Below are 24553 nucleotides of genomic sequence, written 5' to 3' on the forward strand. Positions count from 1 at the left end.
TATCCCACAGAAAAGAGGGCTGTCCGATGAGCCACTGCCAGGTTTGCGGAACCCTGCTGGAAAACCGGGAACTGGAGCATGAGGGGATTGTCCCCTTCTGTCCCCGGTGCAGGGAATTCCGCTTTCCCATGTACAATGTTGCCGTCAGCATGATCGTCATCAACAAGGAAAACCGCAAAACCCTGCTGGTCAGGCAGTACGGAAAGGATTTCTACCGGCTGGTCGCCGGCTATGTCAACCGCACCGAGCCGCTGGAGCACGCCGTCGCCCGGGAACTGAAGGAGGAAACCGGCATGACCGCCGTCCGGATCCGGTTCAACCGGACGCAGTTTTTCGAGCCGTCCAATACGCTGATGTGCAATTTCACCGCCTTCGTGAAGGATGACAGCGAGTTCAGCCCCAACTATGAGATCGATTCATGGGCCTGGTTTTCTTTCAATGAAGCCCGGAAAAACGTCAATCCGGAAATCCTGGCCGGGCGTTTCCTGAACGCCTGCCTGGATGACCTGGAATCATCCGGCGAATATCCCGCCAGAAAAACCTGATCAGATGACGCTCCCGAACCTATAGCGAAACCGGCTGCCTGAAGGCAGCCGGTTTGTTTTTTAGTTTATATTCCTGTGCAGCCGGCCTTCGGATTACTTCAGGTCAATATCCATGTAGACGGGAATATGGTCCGAAGCATTCTGTACATCGTGGCCGATGACCGCGTTGTACAGCCGGACGTCCACGTTTCCGCCCACAAACAGGTGGTCAACACAGAGTTCGGTATCCCCGGGATCGGGCGGCACCTGATATCCGAAGAAGGTGGAACAGCCGCGGACCTGCACCCCGGCTTCATACTTGGCGTCCCGGACGCCGGCCGCCTGCATGAATTCCCGGTACAGTTCCGACTGCTCCGGGGTGTTGAAATCACCCGCCATGATGATCGGCAGGCCCGCGTATTTCTGTGCGGTCTCGGCGGCAAAGGCCGTCAGGTCCGACATATTGCGCGCATAGTTTTCGGGCTCATCCCGCGGGGCGGGATGCGTGTTGGTCATCACAAACCGGGTGCCGTCGGACCGTCTTTCAAAAACAGCCACCGAAAATACCCGGGAGGGACTCTTGTAGTCCAGGTCCAGGATGTACTCCTCCACCAGGTTTACGGTCTGCGGATTGTACAGGAAACAGGTCGTATTGTAGAGGAATCCGTCGGCGTTGCTCTTCCGGCAGGCCGTGGCATAAATGCCCGGTTCCGTCAGCAGGGGCTTCAGCGCCTTATGCCATTTGGCCCCCGCCTCCTGGAGAGCCGCCACGTCCGGCATGTAGTACTGCAGGATCCCGGCCACAATCTCATCCCGGCCCTTCACCGGGACCCGGCTCCAGTCCGGATGCAGGATATTGTAGGACATGATGCGGAGGCTCGCGCCCTCCGCCAGTCCGGGGTCATCGTCGGGCTCTTCCGCAATGCCCGGCGGAACCAGGCACAGCGTCAGGACCAGGATTAGCAGAACAGCCAGCCGGGTTCTCTGTTTCATGGCGATATCTCCCTTCTGAATACAGGCGGATCGTTTTTCCGTTACATACCCGGATCCGTTCAGCCGGATACTTCCTCCACGGAGATCATCACGTCGAACAGGCCGTCCCTGCCGGGATGAATCCGCAGGTTCTCCGCTTCAAATCCTGGAGCCGGGTTGAACACCGTGCCCTCGTATTCAATGGCTGTGGCGGATGTGACGCGGATCTGGCCGCCGATCAAAGCGCTGCAGCCGGAAACAGCCGTCTCCCCGCCGCTCCGGATCACCGGCAGGATCAGCGCAGCGCCGGTTTCCGCGCCGGATGTAAGCCCGCCTTTCACAGCCAGGCCCTGTTCGGTCAGCGTATATTCCAGGCTGAATTTCTCCCCTTCCGCGGACGGCCGGTGGGATGTGTCGCACAGGGTCCCCTCTGTGCGGACAATAACCCGGTCCGGTTCAGATTGAACGGTTACAGCAGTCCCGAAGTCATACACCTGGGACCAGATCGTTCCGTTCTCCTGTTTCTCCAGCCGCGGGCACAGGGACCCCAGCAGTTTCTTCTTTCGCGTCAGCTGCTGGTTCATCGGCTCGCGCATGGAAAAGTCCGTATTGGCCGCCGCAAACACCGGCCCGTATTCCCGGTGCCACAGCAGGGTGATTGTCCCGCCGGACGCGTGCCCGCCCTTCATATACGGGAAATCCCCGGCACACACGGTCATCCGCCAGCCGCCGCAGCGAAGCCGGTATGTTTCGGTCTCCGGATAATGCTTCAGCATCTCCGGTTCATCCGCCGGGATGGCGGTACGCTCGAATTCTGCGATACCTTCGTCCAGGGCCTGGGCCAGTACCTTGGCGTGGCAGAACGCGTGATGCACACAAGCCGGCTCGCCGTGGCGCCGGTAATGCGGTCCGCCGTACAGCAGGCCGTCCGTGCAGCGTCGGTACAGCATCAGGTTCCGGTATGCCGCCTCCGCAAATACGGGATCAGCTTTCCCCAGCGCGTTCAGCATCGCCTGGCATCCGTCGGCAGTGCGGCTTCCCCAGTAGGTCCATTTGAAATTGCGCGATCCGAAGCTGTTGTCCCACGCGCCGTCCGGAAGCATCAGGTCCAGGTGGGCCCTGGCCGCCTTCCGCACGACGGCCATCGCGTCTTCGTCCTGCATTGCCCGGGCATACTCAAAAAGGGACGGGAGCGTTTCCTCCACATTGTAGCCGATGTCGACCGCGCTCCCGCCCCGTACTGTGGCGTTTTTCTCCAGGCTGCCCTCACCGTACACAAGTCCCTGCTCCGTCACACACCGGCAGGCAAAACCGGCCAGTTTTCGGGCCTGTGCGGTCATCTCGTCCCGGCTGTAATCACAGCCGATCAGCGCCATCGCCGCCGCGTTGGCGGCGATATAGTTGATGTTGAATTTCTTTTCCGGGGAAATGCCGTCCTGAAGCCACCCGGCCATTCTGAACAGGCGGTCTTCCCATTCTTTTCTTTCTCCTGCCTCCAGCAGCTGTCCGTGGTGCCGGAGCGCCTGGAACAGGCTGATGGCGCCGAATACGGTGGTGCCGTTCCATGCGCTCTGCGAATCATTGTACAGGCTTCCGTCATCGCAAAGCATGCAGGATGACCACCGGAAGAGTTTCCTGGCCGCATCCAGGTATTTTCGCTCCCCGGATAACTCTGCCATCGCCATCAGCGGGTAAACCGCCTCATGGCAGCGGCCGTGAATGGCCGTGCACGCCGGGCACAGGATCGCGCCGTCCACAGACGGATGAACCGGATCGTTCATCGTGCAGGCCAGCAGGGCGTCCAGCCACTCTTTCAGAAGCCGGTAATACTCGTCTCGGATACAGGCGCTCATTGTCTTTCTCCTTATCCTTCGGCCAGGCCGCAGGTCCGTCTTCTGACCGGCATCTTCCCTGCCGCTCCGGGTTGTTTTCCGGTTCCATTTGCCAGGATTGTCGTGTATAATGGATCCAGGTATAGAAAGCAGACACATATCGGAAGATCATCCGCGGAATGATTCCGGATTCATGAAAGGAAGGCGCGGCCTATGTCGGAAGAGCATCTCGTTTCCCATCCATGTATATCCAGGTATCCCGGAAATCCGGTACTGACCAGCAAGGATGTCCCGTTCTCCAGCGACCTGGTCTTCAATGCGGGCGTCATCCCCTGGCAGGGCGGTTATGCCATGGTTTTCCGCAACGATTACGGCTATATCGGACGTGCCAGCTTTTCGGGAACCAACCTGGGGCTGGCTCTCAGTCCGGACGGCCTTCACTGGCAGGTGGAGGAACAGCCGGTTTTCTCCGTAAAGGATGATGAAATCCGGCGGGTTTATGATCCGCGGCTTACGGTAATCGACGGCGAGGTTTATATGACCTTTGCGGTCGATACCCGGCACGGCCTGCGGGGCGGCATCGCGCATACCGCCGACCTGCATCATTTTGAGATCCTGTCCATGAGCGTTCCGGACAACCGGAATATGGTCCTCTTCCCGCAGAAATACCGGGGCATGTATATGCGCCTGGAGCGTCCCATGCCCGTCTACAGCCGGGGCCATAAGGACCGGTTCGATATCTGGTGGAGCGAAAGCCCGGATCTCATTCACTGGGGCAATTCCCGGCTTGTGGCCGGCGTGGAGGATTTCCCTTTCGCCAATGACAAAATCGGTCCCGGTGCGCCGCCTGTGTTCACGGAAAAAGGCTGGCTCGCAATCACGCATACGGTGGATATCGATCCGGAGCGCGGAAAAAACGGCTGGGAAGACCGCTGGACCAAGCGTTACTGCGCCGCAGCCGTCCTGCTGGATCGGGATGAACCGTGGAAAATGACCGGGTGCACCCGGGTCCCCCTGCTGGCGCCGGAAACGGAATATGAAGCGCGGGAGGGCTTCCGGCAGAATGTCGTTTTCCCCACCGCCGCAGTCCCGGTTTCAGGCGGAAAACTGCGGATCTATTACGGCGCCGCGGATACCGTAATTGCGCTGGCCGAAGCAAAGACCGACGACATCATCGCCCTTTGCCTGCAGGAATAACAGGCAGGACAGAATATCAGACAGAACCGGCGGTACGGCTTTCAGCCGTACCGCTTCTCCGGTTTATTCGGCATCCGGCGAAAACAGCCCGGCATGTTCATAGACCATGGCGGCATAAAGCGTTGCGGTCCAGCCGTAATCCCGGATTGTCTGCGTAATTCTTTTTGAACCGATATACGGGATGACCGGAGTGCCCTTCCGGAGCAGTCTGGGGGAAGCAACCCGGCCGTAGCCGTCATAGTACTCGTAGAAAACGCCGTCGTTCATGAAGGCGCGCGTCACACCTTCCACCGCGTCCCGGATAATCCGGTCCGCCAGCTCGTTTTCCCCGTAAGCGTACAGACCTTCCGCAATCAGGTACACATAGTTGGTCCATACGGGGCCGCACCACATATCCGTCCCGAATGAGGGATCGGATACGGAGATCGACGGAATGGGGAACGGTGTCCTGAATGCTTTGGGATCATTCAACGATGCAACCAGCGCATCCTTCTGCTGCTCGGAGCAGATCCCCGCAAACAGCGGCAGGAAGGAACACACGGACTGGAAGCGGTGCTGCTTCCCGGTTTTCAGCTCAAAATCGCAGTACATGCGGTCTTCTTCATCCCACAGGCGTTCATTGATCAGGCGCGTCAGCGTCTGCGCGTATTCCGCCCATTTTTCCGCCTCGCCGTCCCGATGCATGATATTCGCCAGATAGCGCATCGCATCCGCTTCCCTCTTCATGAAACAGGAAAAATCGATGCATTCCATCTCTTCCACATGGTCAAAGCGGGAGCAGTTGTCCATGCCGGATTCGTCGCACCGGTTGGTCGCCTGGTCCCGGTTGATATGCCAGAAGAACAGGCCGTTTTCGCTCCGGCGGTTGTCCATATCCCATTGCAGGTATCGGGTCAGCGCGTCGTAGCATTGGCCGGCGAAGTCCGCGTCGCCGGTCCTTCGGACGATTTTCTCCACGCTCCACGCAATCAGCGGCGGCTGGGTGATCCGGCTGTGGGAATCCGGTGCGGACATATGGGGAATCATGCCGTCCGGCAGCTGGGTATCCAGCAGGGCAAGAATCGATTCCTTCGCAAGGTCTTCGCTGATGATACAGTTGCCGAAGCTGTGGTAGCAGGAATCCCAGAGCCAGAGCTTTTTGTGCGGGTACCGTTCCGGTGTGGTCCATAAATGCCGGAAAATCCCTTCCGGCGTATAAACCTGGCTTTTCATTACGGAAACCGCGTGCAGGAACGTTTTCTCCACGTCTTCTTTCAGGTCGTTCCGCCGGAACCGGTCATAGAAAGCGGTATACTTTTCTATTGCCTCTTCGAGCGCCTGCCGGCTGGTTTCCGTTTTTCCCCCTGATGACAGGCAGAACAGGCAGCCGTCTTCCGTCTCCGCCGTGCTCAGGGATACGTCCGGGTCTTCCTTTCCCGAATCGAACACCAGCCGCAGGCGTCCTTCGGGACAGATCCCGCCTACGGCCGCATTGGACAGGAATACAAAGCATACCCGGTGCCACGCGTCCCGGATGCGCATCTTCCCCAGGATCAGGTCGGAAGCAACGGTTTCCCATTCAAGACCGGATACATCCGTCGTATCAATATACAGTTCAAACGGGCGGGCCGTCATAAAGCGGATTCCCGGGTGATCCCCGAGAAGCGTCCCGACCAGCTGGGAGGAAAAAACCGTTTTCCCTTCCAGCCCGGAAAAAGCAAACAGCGCACCCTGTCCCCACACGTCCATCCTGGTCATATTTTTGATCTCCTTTCATCCTGCCGTCCTCCCGGCAGGCAGGTGACAGTCCTGTCATCCTGATATATAATCATGCTGCTGAAGCTTCTGTTCTGTACCATCATCAGATTCCCGCAACACCGGATATGGAGATGACCTGCCAATGCAAGTTTCCTATCAGAATCCGCAGGCAGCCGCCTGGCACCGGGCCGTCCTGGACAATCCCGCAGCCTTCCCTTTCCGCTTTTCCTGCGGCGGCCGGGTCATTCACGGTTTTCCGGAAAGTGAGTTTGCCCGCGTGGATCAAAGCGAACACCGGGAAGGCGGCAGGCTGGTCACCGAAATCGTCTTCCAAAAGGATGACTGCCTTTTCGTAACCCTGCGCTGTGCCTTTTACGGGGAATATGGCATCTCCGAATGGACCGTCTGGTTTGAAAACCGCGGGCAGCGGGATACGGATGTGCTGTCCGATGCGGAAACCGTCCTCACTTTCCCGGGGAAATATCCGGTCCTCAGGGGAATCCTGGGGGATCACGGAAACGACTACAGGCCCTACGCGCTGGACGTGGCCTCCCAGCCCCGGCATTTCGAATCCAACAGCGGGCGGGCCACTCATGTCAACTTCCCGTACTTCAACCTGGAATACGGTGACGGCGGCGTCATCCTGGCCATCGGCTGGGCCGGGACCTGGCGGGCCGGCTTTCGCTATGATGCCGCATCCGGCGTCACGATGGTTACAGCACGGTCAGTCAACCGTCTGAATGCAAAGCTTCGTCCCGGGGAAAAAATACGCACTGCCCTGTTTGTCCGTGCCCCGTACCGGATGCGCAGCGAGGATTATGCTGTCAATTTCTGGCGCAGCTGGTTTATCGCGTACAACCTGCCCCGGGCAGACAGTACGGGTCGCCGGCTCGCCCCGTTTTCCACCTGCTGCATTGCGGGCGACACCGGACGTCCCAATTCCGACGGCAGCATCTCGGAAGACCGGACAACCTGGAAGCCTTCCCTGGAGAAGATGATCTCGGAAGACGCAAAAGTGGATTTCCGCTGGTTTGATGCCGGCTGGTATGTCGCTCCCGATGGTTCCAGTCCGAAGGAGGATTGGTGGGGTACGGTCGGCACCTGGTGCCTGGATCCCGTGAAGTGGCCGGGAAGCACCTTCCTCGAATCCACGGATTATGCCCGGGCCCATGGCATGAAAACCATCATGTGGTTCGAACCGGAAAGGGTCACCGATCCGGAATCCCTGGCAAAAAGCTGGAACTACGATCCCCGTTGGGCCATCCGGCTGCCGGGCGTCAAAGCAGTTTCCAACAACATCGGGGATCCCGCCTGTTTCCGGTGGACCCTGCAGCGCATCCTGCGCACCCTGCAGGAAAACCGGGTGGAAATGTACCGGGAGGACAACAACAGCGACCAGGCGCTCCTGTGGCAGCATCTGGACAGTCTCGAAGGCGAAGACCGCGCCGGCATCACCGAATGCCGGTTTATCGATGCCCATTACCGCCTGTGGGATGAAATCATTGCCTGCACATCATCTTACGGCGGCTGCGCCTTTGTGGATTCCTGCGCCAGCGGCGGCGGAAGAAACGACCTGGAATCCCTGCGGCGGGGCATACCGCTTCTTCGCAGCGATGCGGACCGGACCACCGCAGCGCTCCGCCTTTCCATGACCACTTCCTTCAACCGCTGGGTCCCCTTCTGCGGGGCAAACAACAAGGAAAAGCCGGATATGCTTTCTCCCTCCGGAACGCTGGACCATTACGTATGGCGGGCTTCCTACCTGCCGGTCCTGAACGTTGATTCCCAGTTTGTACAGGATCCGGACCAGGATTTCGAAATGCTCCGCTGGGGCCTCCGGGAATGGAAGCAGGTCAACGCTTATCTGCTCAAAGACTTTTATCTGCTGACCCCGTGGCATACGGAGAAGGATGTATACGGTTTCACCGCCTATGCCTTCTGGGATGCGGAATCCGCTTCCGGCGTACTGCTGGCGTTCCGCCAGGAAAAATGCATGGAAGGCTGCCTGTCCGTTACCCTGCCCTTCGCGTCAGGCGGACAGGTCTTTACGCTCAAAGACCAGGACACGGGGGAGATGCTATCCGGCAGTGCCGGTGATTTCATCCTGCGCTTCTCCCATCCCCGCCAGGATCGGCTCCTGTGGATCTCCGCATCCAGACCGTAACCCGGTTTTTCTCCCGGTTCCAATGTTTTCCGCAGGACGCGTAATCCGTCAGCAGCAGGGGCGTGTGATCCGGTTCCCGGTCGATCCGGATCCGGATCATTTCATCCGGTTCCGGTGTCAGCAGCCTCCAGGAAACCGGACCGTCCGGCAGCATGGCCGGGCTGTCAAAGTCCGGTTCCTTTGCTTCATCCCGGGCCAGCACGATGCAGCCGTACCGGAAAGCGTCGCTGCCGCCGATGGTCTCCCGGACCAGCGGGATTCGCCCGCGGATCTCCACCGTATCTCCGGAAAAAAAGCGCCTTTTCAGGCATACATACCCTCTCTCCCGGGGCAGCTTCTCCTGGCGGACACCGTTCACCAGGATTTCTGTTTCCGCTGTTTCCTCCGGAACGCGCAGCCGCATTGTGAACGCTTCCGGTCCTTCCTCCGTTTCCACCGTCATCCGCATGGTTCCCTCCCGCGGATAGCCGCTTTCGGCAGTCAGTGCCGTATGTTTTCCGTCCGCGGTGCGGAAGGCCGCCCGGCCGGAAAACATCGCGTTGATATATACGCCGTCTTTGCCCTGCAGGACCGCCGTCAGCGGCAGCAGCGCGATCCCCGCCGAGGCGATGCAGGCACAGCATCCATAGAATCCGCCGAATGAAAACCGTTTCAGCCCGCCAATGCCGTTGCCCCGCCGGCTGTCCGTCAGCGGGCTGTAACTGTCAAACGGCAGGCCGCACATCATTGTCTTCGACGGCCGGTCGTACTGGGGCAGGCCGTACAGGTTCACCGCTCCGTAAAGCGCATTATACCCTGTCCGTTCGATCCGGTCATAATACCGGCTGTCCCCGGTCATCAGCAGCAGCCGGGTACACAGCCGCATCCAGGTCACAGAGACGCAGGTCTCCTGCATGATTTTCCCGGAAGCCTCCGCCTGCCGGAGCGTGGAATGGTCAAACAGCTCATCGGTGCATCCGCAGCAGCCGATAATGGTCAGGTCCGTCTCCTCAACCGCATGGAAAAAGTTGATCACGGCACAGAGGTACCTTTCCTTCCCCGTCGCCTGGTAATAGGCCAGTACGCCTTCAAAAAAGGAGATTGTTTCATATGCCTTGGTTTCCGGGTATTGATAAGGCGGTATCCTGCCTTCCAGCGCGATTTCAATCAGGTTGCCGTCCCGGCATCCGCCGGTCGACAGGATATATTCGGAAAAGCGAAGGTACCGTTCTTCCCCGGTCAGGCCGTAAAGGGCCATGAACGGCTCCAGGATGGAGCAGGAATTGACCCCGCCCCAGTAATCGGATGTTTCCGTAATATTGGTTTTCCCCGGGCCGCACTGGTCGGTCACTGCGTCCGCGTGCCGGATCAGGGCATGCAGGATCTGCTTCCGCTCATTCTCCTCCCGGCATATTTCCAGGAAGTGAAGAAGACCGGTCATCACATATTTCCGGCCCCACAGGTCCCATCCTGTCAGCTGGGCGGAAGCGGAATAGGTGGAAATCCGGCCGTCCTCCCGCTGTGTGCACAGAAGGCTCCGGACTGTTTCCCGAAGGAGCCCGTACAGTTCCTCATTCCCCGTTGCCCGGTAGCAAAGGCATGCGCCTCGCATCATTTTGCCCCAGTATTCACACCGCCAGCCCTTGTCCGGATCATCGGAATCCGCCGTAAAAACGCGCACGAAATCTGCCCAGAGTTCCGGAACCAGAAGCTGCCGGCTCAGGGTAAATTCCAGATAATCCCGGTATATCCCGGTAAAGGCCATGTCATGCGGGGCCAGGAACCGAAGCAGGTCGGCCATAACGGCGCTCCTTTTTTATTTGGCTGCATTCCCCGCCGCAGGCTCGTCCTGCCCGGCGCTGTTTCTGCGGCGGTATTCATTCAGGGTTACCCCGTAGTATTCCTTGAATTTGGTGGAAAAATACTGCAGCCGGCTGTATCCGATGGCTGCGCAGATTTCTTCGTTGGTCAGCTCGTTTTCCCGGATCAGGCGCGCGGCATGTTCCATCCGCACCTCCTGCAGGTAATCCACCAGCTTTTTCCCCGTTTCCTGGTGGAATACACGGCTCAGGTGCCCGGTGCTGATGCTCAGCGCATCCGCAATGGACTGGGTGGAAAGCTCGGCCGGCGGAGTGTTGCGGATATGCAGGATGGCATACTCGACCACGCTCCGGTTGCCTTCACTGCTTTCCCTGGACAGATAGGCAATCAGGGTCATGCTGTCTTCCTTCAGGCGGGTGGAGAAAGCGCTGATGTCCTCAAGATGGTAGTAGGTGTTCATCAGGTCATCGCCGAACACGTCTTCGGGGCTGCTTTTCATGTCATACACGATCTTGCACAGGAACATGGCCGCGGTCAGCATCACGCTCCGCACAATGTTCAGGTAGGGTGTGTTTTCCTTCAGCTGCGCCACGATCGCGTCAATTTCCTCGTTCGCCTCATCAGCCGCCTGGCGGCGGATCATGGATGTCAGGGAATTGAACCGGGAAATCAGCTGGGTCAGCTCAGCCTCGCCCCGGGGTGTTTCCTTCGCTTCAAAAACGCTCACCCGGCCGGCCTCGCCGAAGTAGCGGTTCGACAGCGCGCGGCGCGCGCAGCGGAAGCTGACCTGCACACGGTTTTCCGTGTCCACCATCACGCCGACGCCGAATGCCAGGGGAATATGCTTCTCATCCAGGATTTTCGACGCCTTCATCAGGATTCCGGGAACCGCGTCCGCATCCATGCCGTGGTTGATCAGCAGCACCCGCTCCTTTTCCCGGCTGGTAAACGCGATGATCTTATACTTGTCCGGGAAGCATGCCAGCACGCTCTTCTCCGTTTCCGGGGAGGGCACATTGGACATGATCACCACCTGGAAATGGGGATAGGCAAAATCGATCCCCAGCTGGGGCATCGGCCCGGTATACTGGGCCTCGCCGTACATCAGGCAGTTGAGCCAGGCGTCCCGCAGCGTTCTCTGGTTTTTCTGCAGGAACTGTGCCTGCTGCGTCCTGATTTTACTCATGTCCTGCAGCGCTGTTTCAATGCGGGAAAAATGCTCAATGGGCGAAGTCACCAGGCTTCCGCCGCTTTTTTCGTCTTCCGGGATATCGATATGGCGGATCAGCTGCCGCATCGGCCGGGAATAGTGGGTAATCTGCACCCACAGAACCGCGATCATTCCGGCGCACAGCAGTACGAAGCAGATCACCGCCACCAGGGTGAGGGTGCTGTTGTAATTCCGCAGCCGGCCGGAATTCGGGCGAGCCAGTACATAAATGAAACCGCTGGCAGCGCTGGAGCTTTCCGCAAGCAGGGCCTCCCGGCCGTCCTGAAGCCTCCAGGAATGTTCCCCGTTCTGCGTGTTGGGCAAGGGAACGCCGACCAGTGAAGTGTCTGCCGCGCTCCAGATCACGCCCTGCACGTCGGCCAGGAACACCTGGTCCGATTCGCCCAGCGTGCGCAGCGAACGCTGCAGCAGCGTATGCAGCTTTTCCTCCTTCACCGCGGATACGATCATCGGCGTTTTTCCTTCAGGAAAAACACCGGGCAGCGGACCCGTGTACACGATGTAGGGAATCTCCTCCCCGCTTTCGGCAAGCGGCTGCCTCAGCCAGACCATGTCTTCCGGCTCAACGTTCAGCAAAAACGAATAGGCGCTTTTCTTTACCGTATATTTTTTATCCGCGATAAAATGGACGCCGTCTGAACCGACGGCCATTCTGGCCTCCGGGAAATACAGCAGCACCCGGTCGCAGGTCGGAATCGCCGCGCATGCCGATGCGCACCACTCGGACATCTTTTTGATTTCCGTGCTGTCGGCCTCCCCCTTCAGGGAGACGGACTGGACGGTTCCCGTCATTCCTTCCTTTGCGGACAGCCGCCGGACCGGTTCCGTGCGCATCGGCGTCATAATCTGGTAATCCGCGTTGTCCGAAAGGATTGAGGCTTCCTCCCGCAGGGTGCTGTTTGCTTCCTGGTTCTGGATGGATGAGTAAACCAGCATAAAGATGCCGGACAGCATCACGGCGATCACGGTAAAAATCACAATGATCCAGATACTGGCCACATTGATCATCCGTTTACCCTTCACGACAGTCTCCTCCGCATCCGTTGTTGAATTTCCTTTGGTTTGAATATACACGAAATTCTCCTGTTTCGCAAACACCGGAAATCCATTTTGGATGAGGGAACCATCCGTATGGCCGTCCGTACCGGAAACCGCCGGTGATCTTCATACCGGATCAGGCAAATACGCTCCGTGTCAGGAATATCCCGGTGATCAGGCAAAGCTGCGCCGGGACGTAAGTAAGCCAGATCACTGCCGTCACATATTTCCCCCGGACAGTCCCGTATTTCCGGGCCAGCAGGACCGCGTCCGACAGGAAAAACAGAATCGCTCCCGCCGCGCTCAGCAGGTATCCTTCGCCCGCCTGTCCGTATACAGTGACCGCGGCTGCCGCGTGGATGCCCACCGTCAGCAGGTAGAAGGATGCCGCTGTGAAAAGCCCCGTTGAAAACCCGGAATTTCCGCGGGAATAAAACAGCAGGCCATGGAGGACCGTCAGGGCAAGGAACAGGACAAATGGCAGTGCGAAACGGGGCAGGAGTGCCGGAATACTTTTCCCGTACGATACAAGAAGCGTACAGATATACAGGATATGCGCGGCAAAAAAAGCAAGCGCGCCTTTGACCAGCTTGTTTTCAACGCATTCCGGATACCCGGCCAGCAGCGCGTCTCCCAGGGTGCTGATCCCCATCGCAAGGGCTGCCAGGTAGCAGCAGGAACTGCGGGACAGCACGGCCAGAACCACGGCAAAGGCAGTCAGGCCGCCGGATATGGTCATTTTTCGCTTTTTTGTCAGCCGCACAGGATGATCATCCCCCATGCCATGTTTTTGTTATCCGCATGATGCTCATTCAAAATCACTCACGAACACCATATCCGTGCGGATATCCCAGGGATCCGACAGGCGGATATCGAAAAGCCGCCCGCCGCGCAGGCGCTCCCGGTCATGCCCCGGATCGTTTTCCCGGGTGCCGTAGGCGTCGTAGCCGATGCTCCCGTCAAATCCCATATGGATACCGGCATAAACACCGTCAAAGGTGTTGATGTGGTCATGGCCCGCAAACATCGCTTTCACGTCGCCCCGCTGGAACGCGGCGGCGAAGATTCCGGAATTGATATCCGATGCGCTCACACGCTCGTTGTATTCACCCCGCAGCTGGGTGCGGCCGGCGTTGCGCAGCATCGCGTGGAATTCAATCAGGGGAATATGGAACATCATCAGGGACGGGATTTTCCGCCCGCACAGCCGTTCCAGCTCCACCGATGTGTTCCAGTACCACATCACCTGCTCAAACCGGATAAAGTCATAATCCGAATAGGATACGATCGGGCTGGGCATCAGCACGTCCCAGTACAGGTCACCGGGATAATCCAGGGGAACAGTCTGGGTTTTGAAATCCTGCTGGGAATCGATTCCCCACACGCCGAAGACCGGTTCGTCCTTTTCGTTCAGGATCGGCAGGAAATAGTTTCCGGAGCCCGGCAGTTCCTCCGGCCCGGCCTTGGAAACGCACCAGGGATACGATTCGTAAACGGCCTCCTGTTCTTTTTTGGACACCTCCGGCGTCTGGTCATGGTTGCCGAACACATGGGCCCAGGGGATACGGCGCTTCTCCATGGGAGATACCAGTTCCGCCAGCTGCTGCTCGAACATTTCCTTACAGGTAAAGCCGGCAACATTGTCGCCGTTCAGCAGCACCAGGTCCGGTTTTGTGGCGTCGATCAGGGTTTCCATGGCACGGACGGTGCGTGCTCCCTGGGCGGGTTTGTGGTGGGCGTCGCTCATCATCAGGATGCGGTATCCCCCGTCCTTCCGGAAACGGAGGGGATGTTTGGTCTGAAAGGCATCCGGCAGGGGCATATGTGTGCTTCCTTTCTGCCGGTTTCCCGGCATGCATTGACAGCGGGGCCGCCGCAAAGACGGCCCCGCCGAAACAGGTTATTCAGTTGCCGGGGCAGCCGCCCGCAGGCAGGCTGCCCGGCCGGCCGGGCCGTGTTCAGCGGTCACGGCTTTCATCAGCGGGAATGATACCACTCGTTGGCTTCTTCAGTGATCTTCGCGCCGCCCATTTCGTTCCACTGCTTCACGAAGTCATCGAAAGCGTCCACGGGCTTTTCGCCGGTGATGATCTGCACATAGGTCATCTTGCGCAGGGTTTCCAGGCTCTCCCAGTACTGGGGCTGGGAAGCGGTGGTGATGGGCAGCTTGGTGTTGGAGTATCCGCCGGTGCGGAACTGCGGCAGCGTCTTGCCCCAGTTCCACTGCGCGGGCTTCACCTTCATGGCGAAGTAGGGATTCTGCAGGGTGTTGAACATATTGGTGTGGGTGCCTTCATCCGCGCGGGTATGGCCTTCCTTCGGGATATAGCCCAGCAGGTCGTCATAGTCATACTGGTCGGATTCCAGGTCCCAGTTCCAGATCTTCAGCCAGGTGTCGAAATCGGAACCGATGGTGTTGATGATCTCCAGGATGCGGGCCACCTTGGCGGGCTGATCGGCCAGCTTGTAGCTGAACACGATGGCTTCGGAAGTGGTCAGGCCCCAGCTCTCGCCGCCCTGCTTTCCGTCCGGGCCGGTGGGGTTGTAGCCGATGATCATCTTGTCATAGCCCAGGCCTTCGGTCGCCGCGAAGGTCCGCATGGTGCGGCCGTACTGGAAGTTGCCGCCCTCGCCGGTTTCCTCGTTCTTGGGTCCGTCGAAGTCAGGAGCCAGGTGATAGTAGGCGCCGGAGGAGGAGAAGCCGATCTGGCCGTTTTCAAACGGAACGGACAGGGCCCAGTAGCCGCCCTGGTTTTCGCCGGTGATGAATTCGGGGTCAATCAGCTTGTCGGCATACCACTTGGCCAGCAGCGTCAGGGCGTCCTTCATGCCGGGATACACAGCGCCGAACACCAGGTTGCCTTCCCCGTCATCCACCCAGCGGTCCGGCAGCGCGCCGAAAGCGCCGAAGATGGGGTTCATACCGGTGTTGCTCAGGGCGTAGGTGTCCTTCTCGCCGTTGCCGTCCGGGTCTTCATTGGCGAACTTGTAGAACACTTCTTCACATTCTTCCAGGGTCATGGGCACTTTGCCGTCGGTGTAACCGAACTTGGCCAGCCAGTCTGCACGCCAGAAGGGTGCGTAGTTGAAGTAACCGTCGCCGTTCACGCGGGGCAGGCCGTAGTTCTTTCCGTTGTAGGAAACGTTGCTGAAGCACTCCGGATCATATTCGATCAGCCATTTATAGCTTTCCGGCATGCACTGCTGGATCACTTCCAGGGGCAGCTCCATGGCAACGCCCTGCTTGACCCACTTGGAGAACTGCGAGGCGTCCTGCAGCATGAACACGTCCGGCACTTCGCCGCCCGCGATACGCGCGGTCAGCAGCTCGTCGTAGTTCTCACGCTCGATGAACCAGACGTCCAGGTCCACATTGAACTTTTCTTCCAGCCAGGCAACGACCGTATCGCCCTCCGGGATGGCGTCGGTATCATGACCGGCCAGCCACGCGATGGTGATCTTCTCGTCCGGGTTGGACACGTATTTGCTCAGGTCCACATCCGCCAGCGCGCTTACGCAGCTGATGCAAAGGACCAGAGCCAGGAGCAGGGCAAGACCTTTTTTCATGGGAATACCTCCTTCAATTTATCTAATCAGGGATAGCCCCCTGATCGGGTACGGTTTGGGAATCAGCCCTTGAGGGAGCCGATCAGTACGCCCTTCACGAAATACTTCTGCAGGAAGGGGTACACGCAGAGGATCGGGACGGTAGCCAGCATGATCGACGCGGCGCGAAGGGTCACGATATCCGTATCGGTCGTGTTGGCCACAGCCTCGCTCGCGGCGGTCATTTCCTTGGAGTCCGTCAGGATGATGCGGCGCAGCACCACCTGCAGCACAAATTTATTGGGATCGGTGATGTAAAGCAGGCAGTTGAAGTACGCGTTCCAGTTGCTCACGATAACCCACAGGCTGATCGTGGCCAGGATCGGGCCGCTCAGCGGCAGCATGATCCGCCACAGCACCTGCCAGCTGTTGGCCCCGTCAATGGTGGCCGCCTCCTCCAGGTCGTTCGGCAGGGACATAAAATAGTTGCGTGCGATGATCACGTGGGAGGTGCTGATGCAGTGCGGCAGGATGATGGCGAAGAAGCTGTTCCGCATCTTCAGGGTATTGTTCACCAGCAGGTACGTGGGAATCATGCCGCCGGATACAAACATGGTCACCAGGATGATGGATGTAAACAGCCCGCGCAGGGGCAGATCCCTCTTGGAGAGGGGATAGGCGGACAGCACCACGCCCGTAATGGAACATGCCCAGCCCAGGAAGCATACGATCAGGGTGTTTTTGTATCCGCTCCACAGGAAGTTCGCGCTGAGCATGTGCCTGTAGGCGTCAGTGGAGAATTTCTGGGGCCACAGCCGGAATCCCGCTGCGGAGGCAAAATCCGGCGTGGTGAAGGAATTCACCAGTACATGCCAATAGGGATAAAGGAAGGTAATGCTGAGCAGGGCGAAAAAGATCACCAGGAACGCCTGGAAATACGGCTCACCCTTGCTTTCATATATCCGGTGCTTCTTCCGCTTCGGAGCCGCCGTGGCAACAGTGCTCATTCTGCTTCCCTCCTTACCAAAGGCCGTATTCGTTGATACGCTTGGAGATGAAATTGGCGCTCAGCACCAGCACCAGGGAAATGATATTGCGGAACAGCTCCACAGCTGTGGCATATCCGTAATCCAGGTTTTTCACGCCCTGGCGGTAAATAAACGTTCCCAGGACGTCGCCGACACCCAGGACCGCGTCGTTCAGCAGGTTGAAGATCTGGTCAAAATCATCCTCCACCAGGCTGCCCATGTTCAGGATCAGCATGATGGTCACCACCGGGGCGATGCCGGGCAGCGTCACATGCCAGATCCGGCCCCACCGGCCGCATCCGTCCACCCGTGCCGCGTCATACAGTTCCTCGTTGACGCCGCCCAGGGCGGCCAGGTACACGATGGAACCCCAGCCGATACCCTTCCAGATGCCGGTCACCACCAGCGTTCCCCGGAAATACTTGGGATCGCCCAGGAAATAGATGCTTTCCATGCCCATGGATTTGAGCAGCGTGTTCACCGGACCGCGGGTTGGGGAAAGAATGACCATGAAGATACCGGTCAAGATAACCCAGGAGATGAAATGCGGCAGGTAGCTCAGGGACTGGACCACCCGCTTGTATTTCTGCCCCCGCAGCTCGTTGAGCATCAGGGCCAGGATGATGGGTGCGGGGAAGCCGAACAGGAATTTCAGTCCGGCAATAATAATGGTATTCTGGAATACATTCCAGAAGTTATTGCTGTTGAAAAGCCGGTTGAAGTTGTCCAGGCCGACCCACGGGCTTCCCGTGATGCCCTTGAGCAGCTGGAATTCCTTGAAAGCCAGCGTGACGCCGTACAGGGGGCCGTACTTGAACAGCAGGTACCAGAGGATCACCGGGATGATCATCATAAGATGAAGCTTATGCTTTTTTACCCGCCGCAGGAAGGAACGCCGTTTTTTGAACCGGTCTGTCTGAACTGAAACCGTCACGGCCGTTACCTCCTTTCATCATTTAGATTTGGGATCCGGATCACGTCTTCTGTTTTTTGCCTCGTTCTGATACTCAAAGCATAGCAATCATGTCTGAAATTGACAAGTTAAAACATCTGATGTTGACACCAATTTTATGATATTTGTCCATTTTTAAACCAGATTATACATTTTTAAGCGTCTTTTTTTATGATTTGCACACCATTTTCCTGATATCGGCTTTACACGCGCAGGGGAATACTATAAGATGAAGTCAATCAGAAAACGCTTATGGAAAGGCGGTCATACCCATGCCGGGATATCAGCATTTCGATCCATGGAATATGGCGAAACTGGCGCACCATTACCTCACCAGCATGGTCGATGAAAAAAACGGATATCTGCCCTACTGGCTGATTCTGCCGAACCAGAAACCGGCGGAAGCGGCCCATTGCCGCGTGGACGACGCGGAACTGGTCGGCTCCTGGTACGAGGGGCTGGACAGCGCGATGCAGGTCCTGGGCACCGAGGAGGGAAAGGAAGTGCTGGCGGGATTTGAGGCTTTCCTGCGCGACAGCTGGGGGCCGAAGGGCCTGCGCTATCACCGGCCTTATCCCTGGACGCACACCATGCACGCCTCTTTCCACGAGATGGGCTATATCCTCCCGGCCCTGAACCGCATTCTCCGCAAAAATCCCGGGGATCAGGAAATGGAAACCCGGATTTCGGGCCTGATCCACGGAATGCGTTCCCTGGTTATCGAGCGGAAGGTACGGACATTCTGGTCCGGGGATTCTCCGGAGGAGAAGCCGATCTATGAGTTCCCCAACGATGTTTACCTGCTGGACGGCGGGTTTGACCTCACCCGCCATACCGGGCGCGGCGAGCAGCCCATCCGCAATGGCGTGGTCATCCCCGCCCTCATGACCCGGGCGCTGGAATGGGGGGACGAAGCCGCGCTGGACCTTGCGCAGGGCCTGGCCAACCAGCTGCTGGGGCCGTCCCGGTATTTCAGCTGGCAGTACGCGTTCTTCGGCCACGTCCATTCCGCTGTCTGGGTCGCTTCCGGCCTCGCGGACCTGACGGAGGCCGCCGGCGATCCCGGATACCTGGCTGCCGCGAAAGGCATCTATGATTATGTGCGCTCCCTGTCCTCCTCCTTTGGCTGGGTGCCGGAATATGCCCAGTGGCATCCCATGGCGGAGGAGCACTGTGAAACATGCTGCATCAAGGATATGCTCGTGATGGCGGATAAGCTGGTCCGCCGCGGTTACCCGGAATACTGGCAGGATATCGTGCTGTTCTCCCGCAACCAGTTGGTGGAAAACCAGGTCACCAGTGCCTCCTATGTCGTGGAGGACAACAGCCGTCCCGACACGGAAAGCACCACCTGGCACGATATCGGCAGTCGGATGATCGGCGGGTTTACCGGCGGTTCCCTGCCCAACAGCATTTCCCTCTCCAAATTCCGCTCCATCGCAGGCTGCTGTGCGGGCACCGCGCCGGTCGCGATTCAGCTGGTATGGGACCGGGCGGTTACGGAAGAAGGCAGCGCTTTTGTGGTGAATATTCCGCTGGACCGGGAAACCTCCGCCTGGCGGCTTGAAAGCGATTATCCGGACCGCGGCGGAATGCGGCTGACGCTGAAAGACGGCGGCCGTGCCGCCTTCCGGCGGTATCCCTTTATGGGGAATCAGCCGGAATGCGCGGTGAACGGAAATCCCGTTCCCCTCCGGGAGGAAAACGGCCTGATCCTGTCCCCTGAGCTTGCCCCCGGCGATACCTTTACCCTGCGTCATCCCCTGCGCACCGTGCGGAAAAAGGAAACCGCCGCCGGCCGGGAGTACACCGTATTCTGGCGCGGCCCGGACGTCGTGGATATCACTCCCCACGGAGAGCACCTGCGCCTGTACCAGCGGGACCTGCGCAAAGAAAAGGTGCTGCCCGGCCCCGATGACGTGATCTACACCGGCGCGGCCAATTACGGCCCTACCCAGCAGAAGCGGTAAAAGATCTGTCTGTGACTGAAAAATATGGAAAGCCGGACCGTTTCCGGTCCGGCCTGAATCAAAATCTGAAGAACAGGAGACGGATACCATGCGCTGGATTTCTCCCTATTATGAAGACGGCACCTGGCTGCGGGGAAACTTCCATACCCATACCACCGTATCGGACGGCGGCCATACACTGGAGGATACGGCAGATCATTACTTCCGTTTCTGCCGCTACAAATCATCTCCCTGGATGCAGTACCGCTTCCTGGCGATCACCGATCACACCACTTCCGGAAAAAAGGAGATGTACCGGCCCATCGAAGGCACCGATCCGGATAACGGCCGGTGCATCCTGATCGAAGGCCGTGAGGATTCCTACGGCCACCACATCCTGGGCATCGGCTGCCGCATGACCTTCCAGGAAGATATTATTCAGAAGGATTCGGAGGATTACACCCTGGAGGACTACCAGCGCGTGATCGATGAAATCGTGAAGGACGGCGGTATCGCAATCCTCGCGCATCCCCACTGGCGGTTCAGCGACTACTTCTCCGGTGAAATGGCCCAAAAGCTGGAAAACTACACCGCCATCGAAATCATCAACGGCGATCTGTTTACCGGTCCCGGCCACCTGGCCACCGACGTATGGGACGCTGCCCTGACCGCGGGAAAGCGTGTATGGTGTACCGGCAACGATGATTTCCACAGCATCAGGGATATGCACAATGCCTGGAACATGGTGCAGGTAAAGGAAGAAACGAAGGAAGGCATCCTGGACGCGCTGCGCCATGGCAGCCTCTATGCTTCCAACGGTGCCGTTTTTGAGCGCCTGTATACCGACGGCGAATGGATCGTGGCCGAATGCCACCATGATTCCGTTTTCGACCTGCCGGAAAAAACCTTCCGCTTCATCGGCCAGGGCGGCCAGCTGCGCCAGCTGCAGACCGGCAAGGGAAAAACAGCCGCCTATAAATACCAGGGCGACGAGCAGTATATCCGCGTGGAGATGTGCCTGAGCTGGGGTATGGCCGCGTTCTCCCAGCCGTTCTTCCCGGAAAAATAACCGGCCGGAATTACAGGTCGCTCACCGCTTTTTCCACGAACTCGCTGAAGATGGAATTGGCCCATGCAAACCACGGGCGGGTGTACTGTGCGGGATCATCCTTGTAAACGCCCTCGTGCATCAGCAGGGTGCCTGCGTCCATGTTTTCGAGCAGTCGGGCAGTCTCCCGTATTTCTTCCGGGTCCGTCGATGTCAGTCCCTGGATGCACAGGGAAATGGGCCAGATGTAATCCGGCGGGGTATGGGGGCTTCCGATTCCCCGCCCGCAGGTCCCTGAGTAATAATATGGGTTTGCCGGGCTGAGCAGCATGCGGCGGGTCGCCTGGTATACCGGATCACCGGCATCCACGCATCCCAGGTACGGCAGGCTGAGCAGGCTGGGGACATTGGCGTCATCCATCAGGTTGAACTGTCCCATGCCGTCCGTTTCATAGGCATATACCGTGCCGAATTCAGGATGCTCTGTCACTGCGTATTTCCGCAGGCCTTCCTGGATCTGCTCCCGAAGTGCGCGGATACGCCCGGTCATGTTTTCTTCCGGCAGCAGCGCTTCAAAGATTTCTTCCATCTGCTCCAGCGATTTTGCAGCAAAGAAATTGGCCGGGATCAGGTAGCCGTACATGCAGGCGTCATCACTGGGGCGGAAGCCGCTCCAGGTCATGCCGGTCCAGGCTGCCAGAGCCCCGTGGCCGTCATGGGACAGCGTATCAGAAGCCCGGCGGCAGACCCGGCGGAAATAATACGGGGATTGTTCCGCATGGTGCTGCTCCGTTGCCCAGGTGGAAAGGATCTGCTTCGCAGCCTGCAGGAAAGACTCGCCGCACCAGGCGGCGGATCCTGTTGTTTTCCAGAAATGATATGCCAGGCGGACCGGATAGCACAGGGAGTCCACTTCATATTTGCGTTCCCAGATCCAGGGCCGCGCTTCCTCCGTCCAGCTGGTGTCATCCAGGTGGCTCCGGTGGTCGTTCGCTTCCCGGTTGAACGCGTTGGCATACGGATCCAGGATGATATAGCGGAACTGCCGCTCCAGCAGTCCCAGGATTGCCTCGGAAACCTCCCGGTATTTCCCGGCATGCGGCACATAATGGTATACCTGGGCGGAAGAATCCCGAAGCCACATGGCGGGAATGTCTCCCGTCACCAGGAACACCGTGCCGTCTGACCGCTGCAGGGTGGTATCCCAGGTGCTGCGAAAACAGGCGCGGTACATCTGCGCCAGTTTGTTCCTTCCGAGCGCTGTCAGCCTGTCAAAAACAGGCTGTGTCGCTTCCTCCAGCCAATCCATGCTGCCTGTCCTCCTGTTTTTTTCTTTTACCTTACCAGATTGCCCCGCGCTTTTCCAGATGATTTCCGAAAATTGGTTCTCCGATCACAAAAATGTACCCGAGAAGGAAGGAAATGGACATGAAATTCGTCACGTTCAATCTGCGCGTCGACCGCCCGCAGGATGGAGAAAACAGTTTTGTTTACCGCCAGCCCCTGATCAAGCGGACCATCAGCCGTGAAAAGCCGGACGTCATCTGTTTCCAGGAAGTGGAACCGCATATGTCCGCATGGCTGAAAAAGAGCTTTCCGGATTATTACGCGGTCGGCTGCGGCCGCAGTGAAAAGCTGGACGGCGAGCAGATGACGGTCATGTTCCGGAAGGATAATTACCAGCTGCTGGAAATGCACACCTTCTGGCTGTCCGAAACCCCGTCGGTACCCGGAAGCCGCTACCCCGGCCAGAGCTCCTGCCCCCGCTGCTGCACAGACGCGGTGTTGATGGAGGAAGCAAGCGGACAGGTGTTCCGCGTGCTCAACACCCACCTGGATCACCGGGGAAAAGAAGCCCGCGAACAGGGCCTTGCCCTGATCCTGCGTCATGCGGAGGAACCCGGAACATTTTCGGGCGTTCCGTTGATTCTGGCCGGGGATTTTAATGCTGAACCGGACAGTGAGGAAATGGGAATCCTGAAACAGGATCCCGGCCTCACGGATGTCACCCGTTCCATTGGAATCACTTTTCACAATTACGGAAGAAACATTCCGGCCGATCCGCCCTGCCAGATCGATTACATCGTGCTGAAGGGTGCTTTATGCTGCAGCAGCGTCTGCAAATGGACAGATCAGGAGAATGGTGTTTACCTGTCCGACCATTACCCGGTCTGTGCGGAAATCAGCTTCTGCCGGGCATGATCGAAAAACCGGAGAAGAATGTGAAACGCCATGAAACGCTATACGAAAAATGAGCTTTGTTTGCTGATCGCATGCTTTGCAGCGTATACATCGGCATATATCTCACGCTGCAATCTGTCACCGTCCCTGAATGCAATCGCTGAAACATTCGGCATCAGTGCCGCGCAGGCGGGACTGATCCCCACATGCTTTGCCATCCCCTATGCCGCCGGGCAGATCATTTCTGGCCTGCTGGCAGACCGGTATCCCGCGCCGCGCCTGATGCTGATCGGCCTGCTGGGTTCATCGCTGGTCAACGTGGTTTTTTCTGTCTCCGCGGCCTTCCCGCTGCTGGTGGCACTCTGGTTTGTCAACGGACTGCTTCAGTCCATGATCTGGACACCCATCATGCGGATTATTGTTTCCCAGTTTCGGGAGACCGTGCGGGATCACGCGGCATTTTTCATGTCCCTGACCCTGATTATCGGCTATCTCCTGGCCTGGGCGCTTTCCGGGCTGCTCACCAGTCTGCTCAGCTGGCGCGCGGCATTCCTGGTTTCCGGTCTGGTCACGGCAGGGATCGCCGTACCGTCCATTCTGGTCATCCGGAATACTTCCGCCGATATCCAGGCACAGAACAGGGAGCAGCCGCAGGAGCGCGCCCCGGTCTGGAAACTGCTGCTGGGTACCAACCTGATCCTGCTGCTGGTCTGCTGTGCTGCCGAAGGGTATGTGCGCGACAGCATTGCCTACTGGGCTGCCAAACTGCTCATGGATACGCAGGGTATTGACCTGAACAGCGCGGTCGGAATCATCCTGATCATCCCCTGCGTCAATTTCCTGGGTATTCAGATGGGCCGGGCCGCATATAAACGGACAGGTAACCTGTTCCTTTCCTCGGGCATCCTGTTCGCCGTATGCACAGTGCTGAGCCTGGCGCTTGGGCCTGTCTCGGGACAGAGCTTTCCGGGCTGCGTCGTTGTACTGGTGCTGGTTTCCGCCATGGCTTACGGGCTGAATCCGCTGCTGACAAACCTGATGCCCCTGATGTACTCCCGTCTGAACCGCGTGGCACTGGCTGCCGGCCTGCTGGATGCGATGGTCTATGTCGGCAGCGCGTTCTCCGGTTCCTTCGCCGGATATCTGAGCGACAGCTTTGGCTGGGACGGCGTGTTCATTTCCTGGGCCGTGGTCAGCCTGATCGGTACATTGCTGCTGGAAATTGCTCGCCGGATGGCAAAACGCGGCACGGAAAACACGTAAAACGGATGTCAGCTTCTGCCGGGCATGATGCGCAATGCGCGCCCGGAAAAACAGTGCGGCTGTCCGCGCCGGTTTTTTCACAGGCCGGTGC

General features: G+C 58.3%; 18 protein-coding genes. 7 read left to right on the top strand and 11 right to left on the bottom strand.

Annotation, left to right across the window (positions count from 1 at the left end; translation table 11 throughout):
• Positions 1-26 precede the first annotated feature (26 nt).
• Positions 27-545: an NUDIX domain-containing protein gene (locus tag JNO48_04900; GenBank protein ID QTE69238.1), complete on the top strand. Its 519-nt coding sequence runs from the start codon at positions 27-29 to the stop codon at positions 543-545.
• A gap of 93 nt (positions 546-638) precedes the next feature.
• On the opposite strand, the gene JNO48_04905 is transcribed toward JNO48_04900, so the two are convergent.
• Together JNO48_04905 and JNO48_04910 are read right to left on the bottom strand one after the other, a co-directional pair.
• Positions 639-1517, bottom strand: coding sequence for an endonuclease/exonuclease/phosphatase family protein (locus JNO48_04905; GenBank protein ID QTE69239.1), 879 nt, complete (start codon positions 1515-1517; stop codon positions 639-641).
• A 59-nt stretch (positions 1518-1576) separates the two neighbouring features.
• Positions 1577-3349 carry a hypothetical protein gene (locus JNO48_04910; GenBank protein ID QTE69240.1) on the bottom strand — a complete coding sequence of 591 codons (1773 nt, stop codon included), beginning with the start codon at positions 3347-3349 and terminating at the stop codon, positions 1577-1579.
• A gap of 192 nt (positions 3350-3541) precedes the next feature.
• On the opposite strand from JNO48_04910, the gene JNO48_04915 reads away from it, so the two are divergent.
• Complete coding sequence (locus JNO48_04915; protein QTE69241.1) at positions 3542-4525, top strand: glycoside hydrolase family 130 protein; 984 nt, start codon at positions 3542-3544, stop codon at positions 4523-4525.
• A 63-nt stretch (positions 4526-4588) separates the two neighbouring features.
• On the opposite strand, the gene JNO48_04920 is transcribed toward JNO48_04915, so the two are convergent.
• The gene (locus JNO48_04920) at positions 4589-6262 is read right to left on the bottom strand and encodes a hypothetical protein (protein ID QTE69242.1); all 1674 of its coding nucleotides are present in this window, start codon (positions 6260-6262) and stop codon (positions 4589-4591) included.
• Between the two features lie 142 nt (positions 6263-6404).
• On the opposite strand from JNO48_04920, the gene JNO48_04925 reads away from it, so the two are divergent.
• Positions 6405-8426: an alpha-galactosidase gene (locus JNO48_04925; protein QTE69243.1), complete on the top strand. Its 2022-nt coding sequence runs from the start codon at positions 6405-6407 to the stop codon at positions 8424-8426.
• On the opposite strand, the gene JNO48_04930 is transcribed toward JNO48_04925, so the two are convergent.
• From JNO48_04930 to JNO48_04960, 7 genes are all read right to left on the bottom strand, one after another.
• Complete coding sequence (locus JNO48_04930; protein QTE69244.1) at positions 8362-10206, bottom strand: glycoside hydrolase family 127 protein; 1845 nt, start codon at positions 10204-10206, stop codon at positions 8362-8364. The genes JNO48_04925 and JNO48_04930 overlap by 65 nt on opposite strands.
• A gap of 15 nt (positions 10207-10221) precedes the next feature.
• The gene (locus tag JNO48_04935) at positions 10222-12480 is read right to left on the bottom strand and encodes a helix-turn-helix transcriptional regulator (GenBank protein QTE69245.1); all 2259 of its coding nucleotides are present in this window, start codon (positions 12478-12480) and stop codon (positions 10222-10224) included.
• 151 nt (positions 12481-12631) lie between these two features.
• Positions 12632-13258 carry a hypothetical protein gene (locus tag JNO48_04940; GenBank protein QTE69246.1) on the bottom strand — a complete coding sequence of 209 codons (627 nt, stop codon included), beginning with the start codon at positions 13256-13258 and terminating at the stop codon, positions 12632-12634.
• A 45-nt stretch (positions 13259-13303) separates the two neighbouring features.
• Positions 13304-14317 carry a metallophosphoesterase family protein gene (locus tag JNO48_04945; GenBank protein QTE69247.1) on the bottom strand — a complete coding sequence of 338 codons (1014 nt, stop codon included), beginning with the start codon at positions 14315-14317 and terminating at the stop codon, positions 13304-13306.
• Between the two features lie 155 nt (positions 14318-14472).
• Positions 14473-16062 carry a hypothetical protein gene (locus JNO48_04950; GenBank protein ID QTE69248.1) on the bottom strand — a complete coding sequence of 530 codons (1590 nt, stop codon included), beginning with the start codon at positions 16060-16062 and terminating at the stop codon, positions 14473-14475.
• Between the two features lie 62 nt (positions 16063-16124).
• Positions 16125-17048 carry a carbohydrate ABC transporter permease gene (locus JNO48_04955; GenBank protein QTE69249.1) on the bottom strand — a complete coding sequence of 308 codons (924 nt, stop codon included), beginning with the start codon at positions 17046-17048 and terminating at the stop codon, positions 16125-16127.
• 13 nt (positions 17049-17061) lie between these two features.
• Entirely contained in the window at positions 17062-18003 is a 942-nt protein-coding gene (locus tag JNO48_04960; GenBank protein QTE69250.1) for a sugar ABC transporter permease, read from the bottom strand.
• 290 nt (positions 18004-18293) lie between these two features.
• Between JNO48_04960 and JNO48_04965 the strand changes: the two genes are divergently transcribed.
• Together JNO48_04965 and JNO48_04970 are read left to right on the top strand one after the other, a co-directional pair.
• Positions 18294-19991 carry a hypothetical protein gene (locus tag JNO48_04965; GenBank protein QTE69251.1) on the top strand — a complete coding sequence of 566 codons (1698 nt, stop codon included), beginning with the start codon at positions 18294-18296 and terminating at the stop codon, positions 19989-19991.
• 88 nt (positions 19992-20079) lie between these two features.
• A complete protein-coding gene (locus JNO48_04970) occupies positions 20080-21039 on the top strand; it encodes a CehA/McbA family metallohydrolase (protein QTE69252.1) in 960 nt (319 codons plus the stop codon).
• A 10-nt stretch (positions 21040-21049) separates the two neighbouring features.
• On the opposite strand, the gene JNO48_04975 is transcribed toward JNO48_04970, so the two are convergent.
• Positions 21050-22327, bottom strand: a complete 1278-nt coding sequence (locus JNO48_04975; protein QTE69253.1) for a glycoside hydrolase family 125 protein — start codon at positions 22325-22327, stop codon at positions 21050-21052.
• A 119-nt stretch (positions 22328-22446) separates the two neighbouring features.
• Between JNO48_04975 and JNO48_04980 the strand changes: the two genes are divergently transcribed.
• Both JNO48_04980 and JNO48_04985 read left to right on the top strand, forming a co-directional pair.
• Entirely contained in the window at positions 22447-23220 is a 774-nt protein-coding gene (locus JNO48_04980) for an endonuclease/exonuclease/phosphatase family protein (protein QTE69254.1), read from the top strand.
• Positions 23221-23250: 30 nt separating this feature from the next.
• Positions 23251-24462 (top strand): MFS transporter, encoded by a 1212-nt coding sequence (locus JNO48_04985; GenBank protein QTE69255.1) that lies wholly within the window; start codon positions 23251-23253, stop codon positions 24460-24462.
• The last annotated feature ends 91 nt before the right edge of the window (positions 24463-24553 follow it).

This window comes from Clostridiales bacterium (genome assembly GCA_017569285.1).
Taxonomy (GTDB): domain Bacteria; phylum Bacillota; class Clostridia; order Christensenellales; family Aristaeellaceae; genus Aristaeella.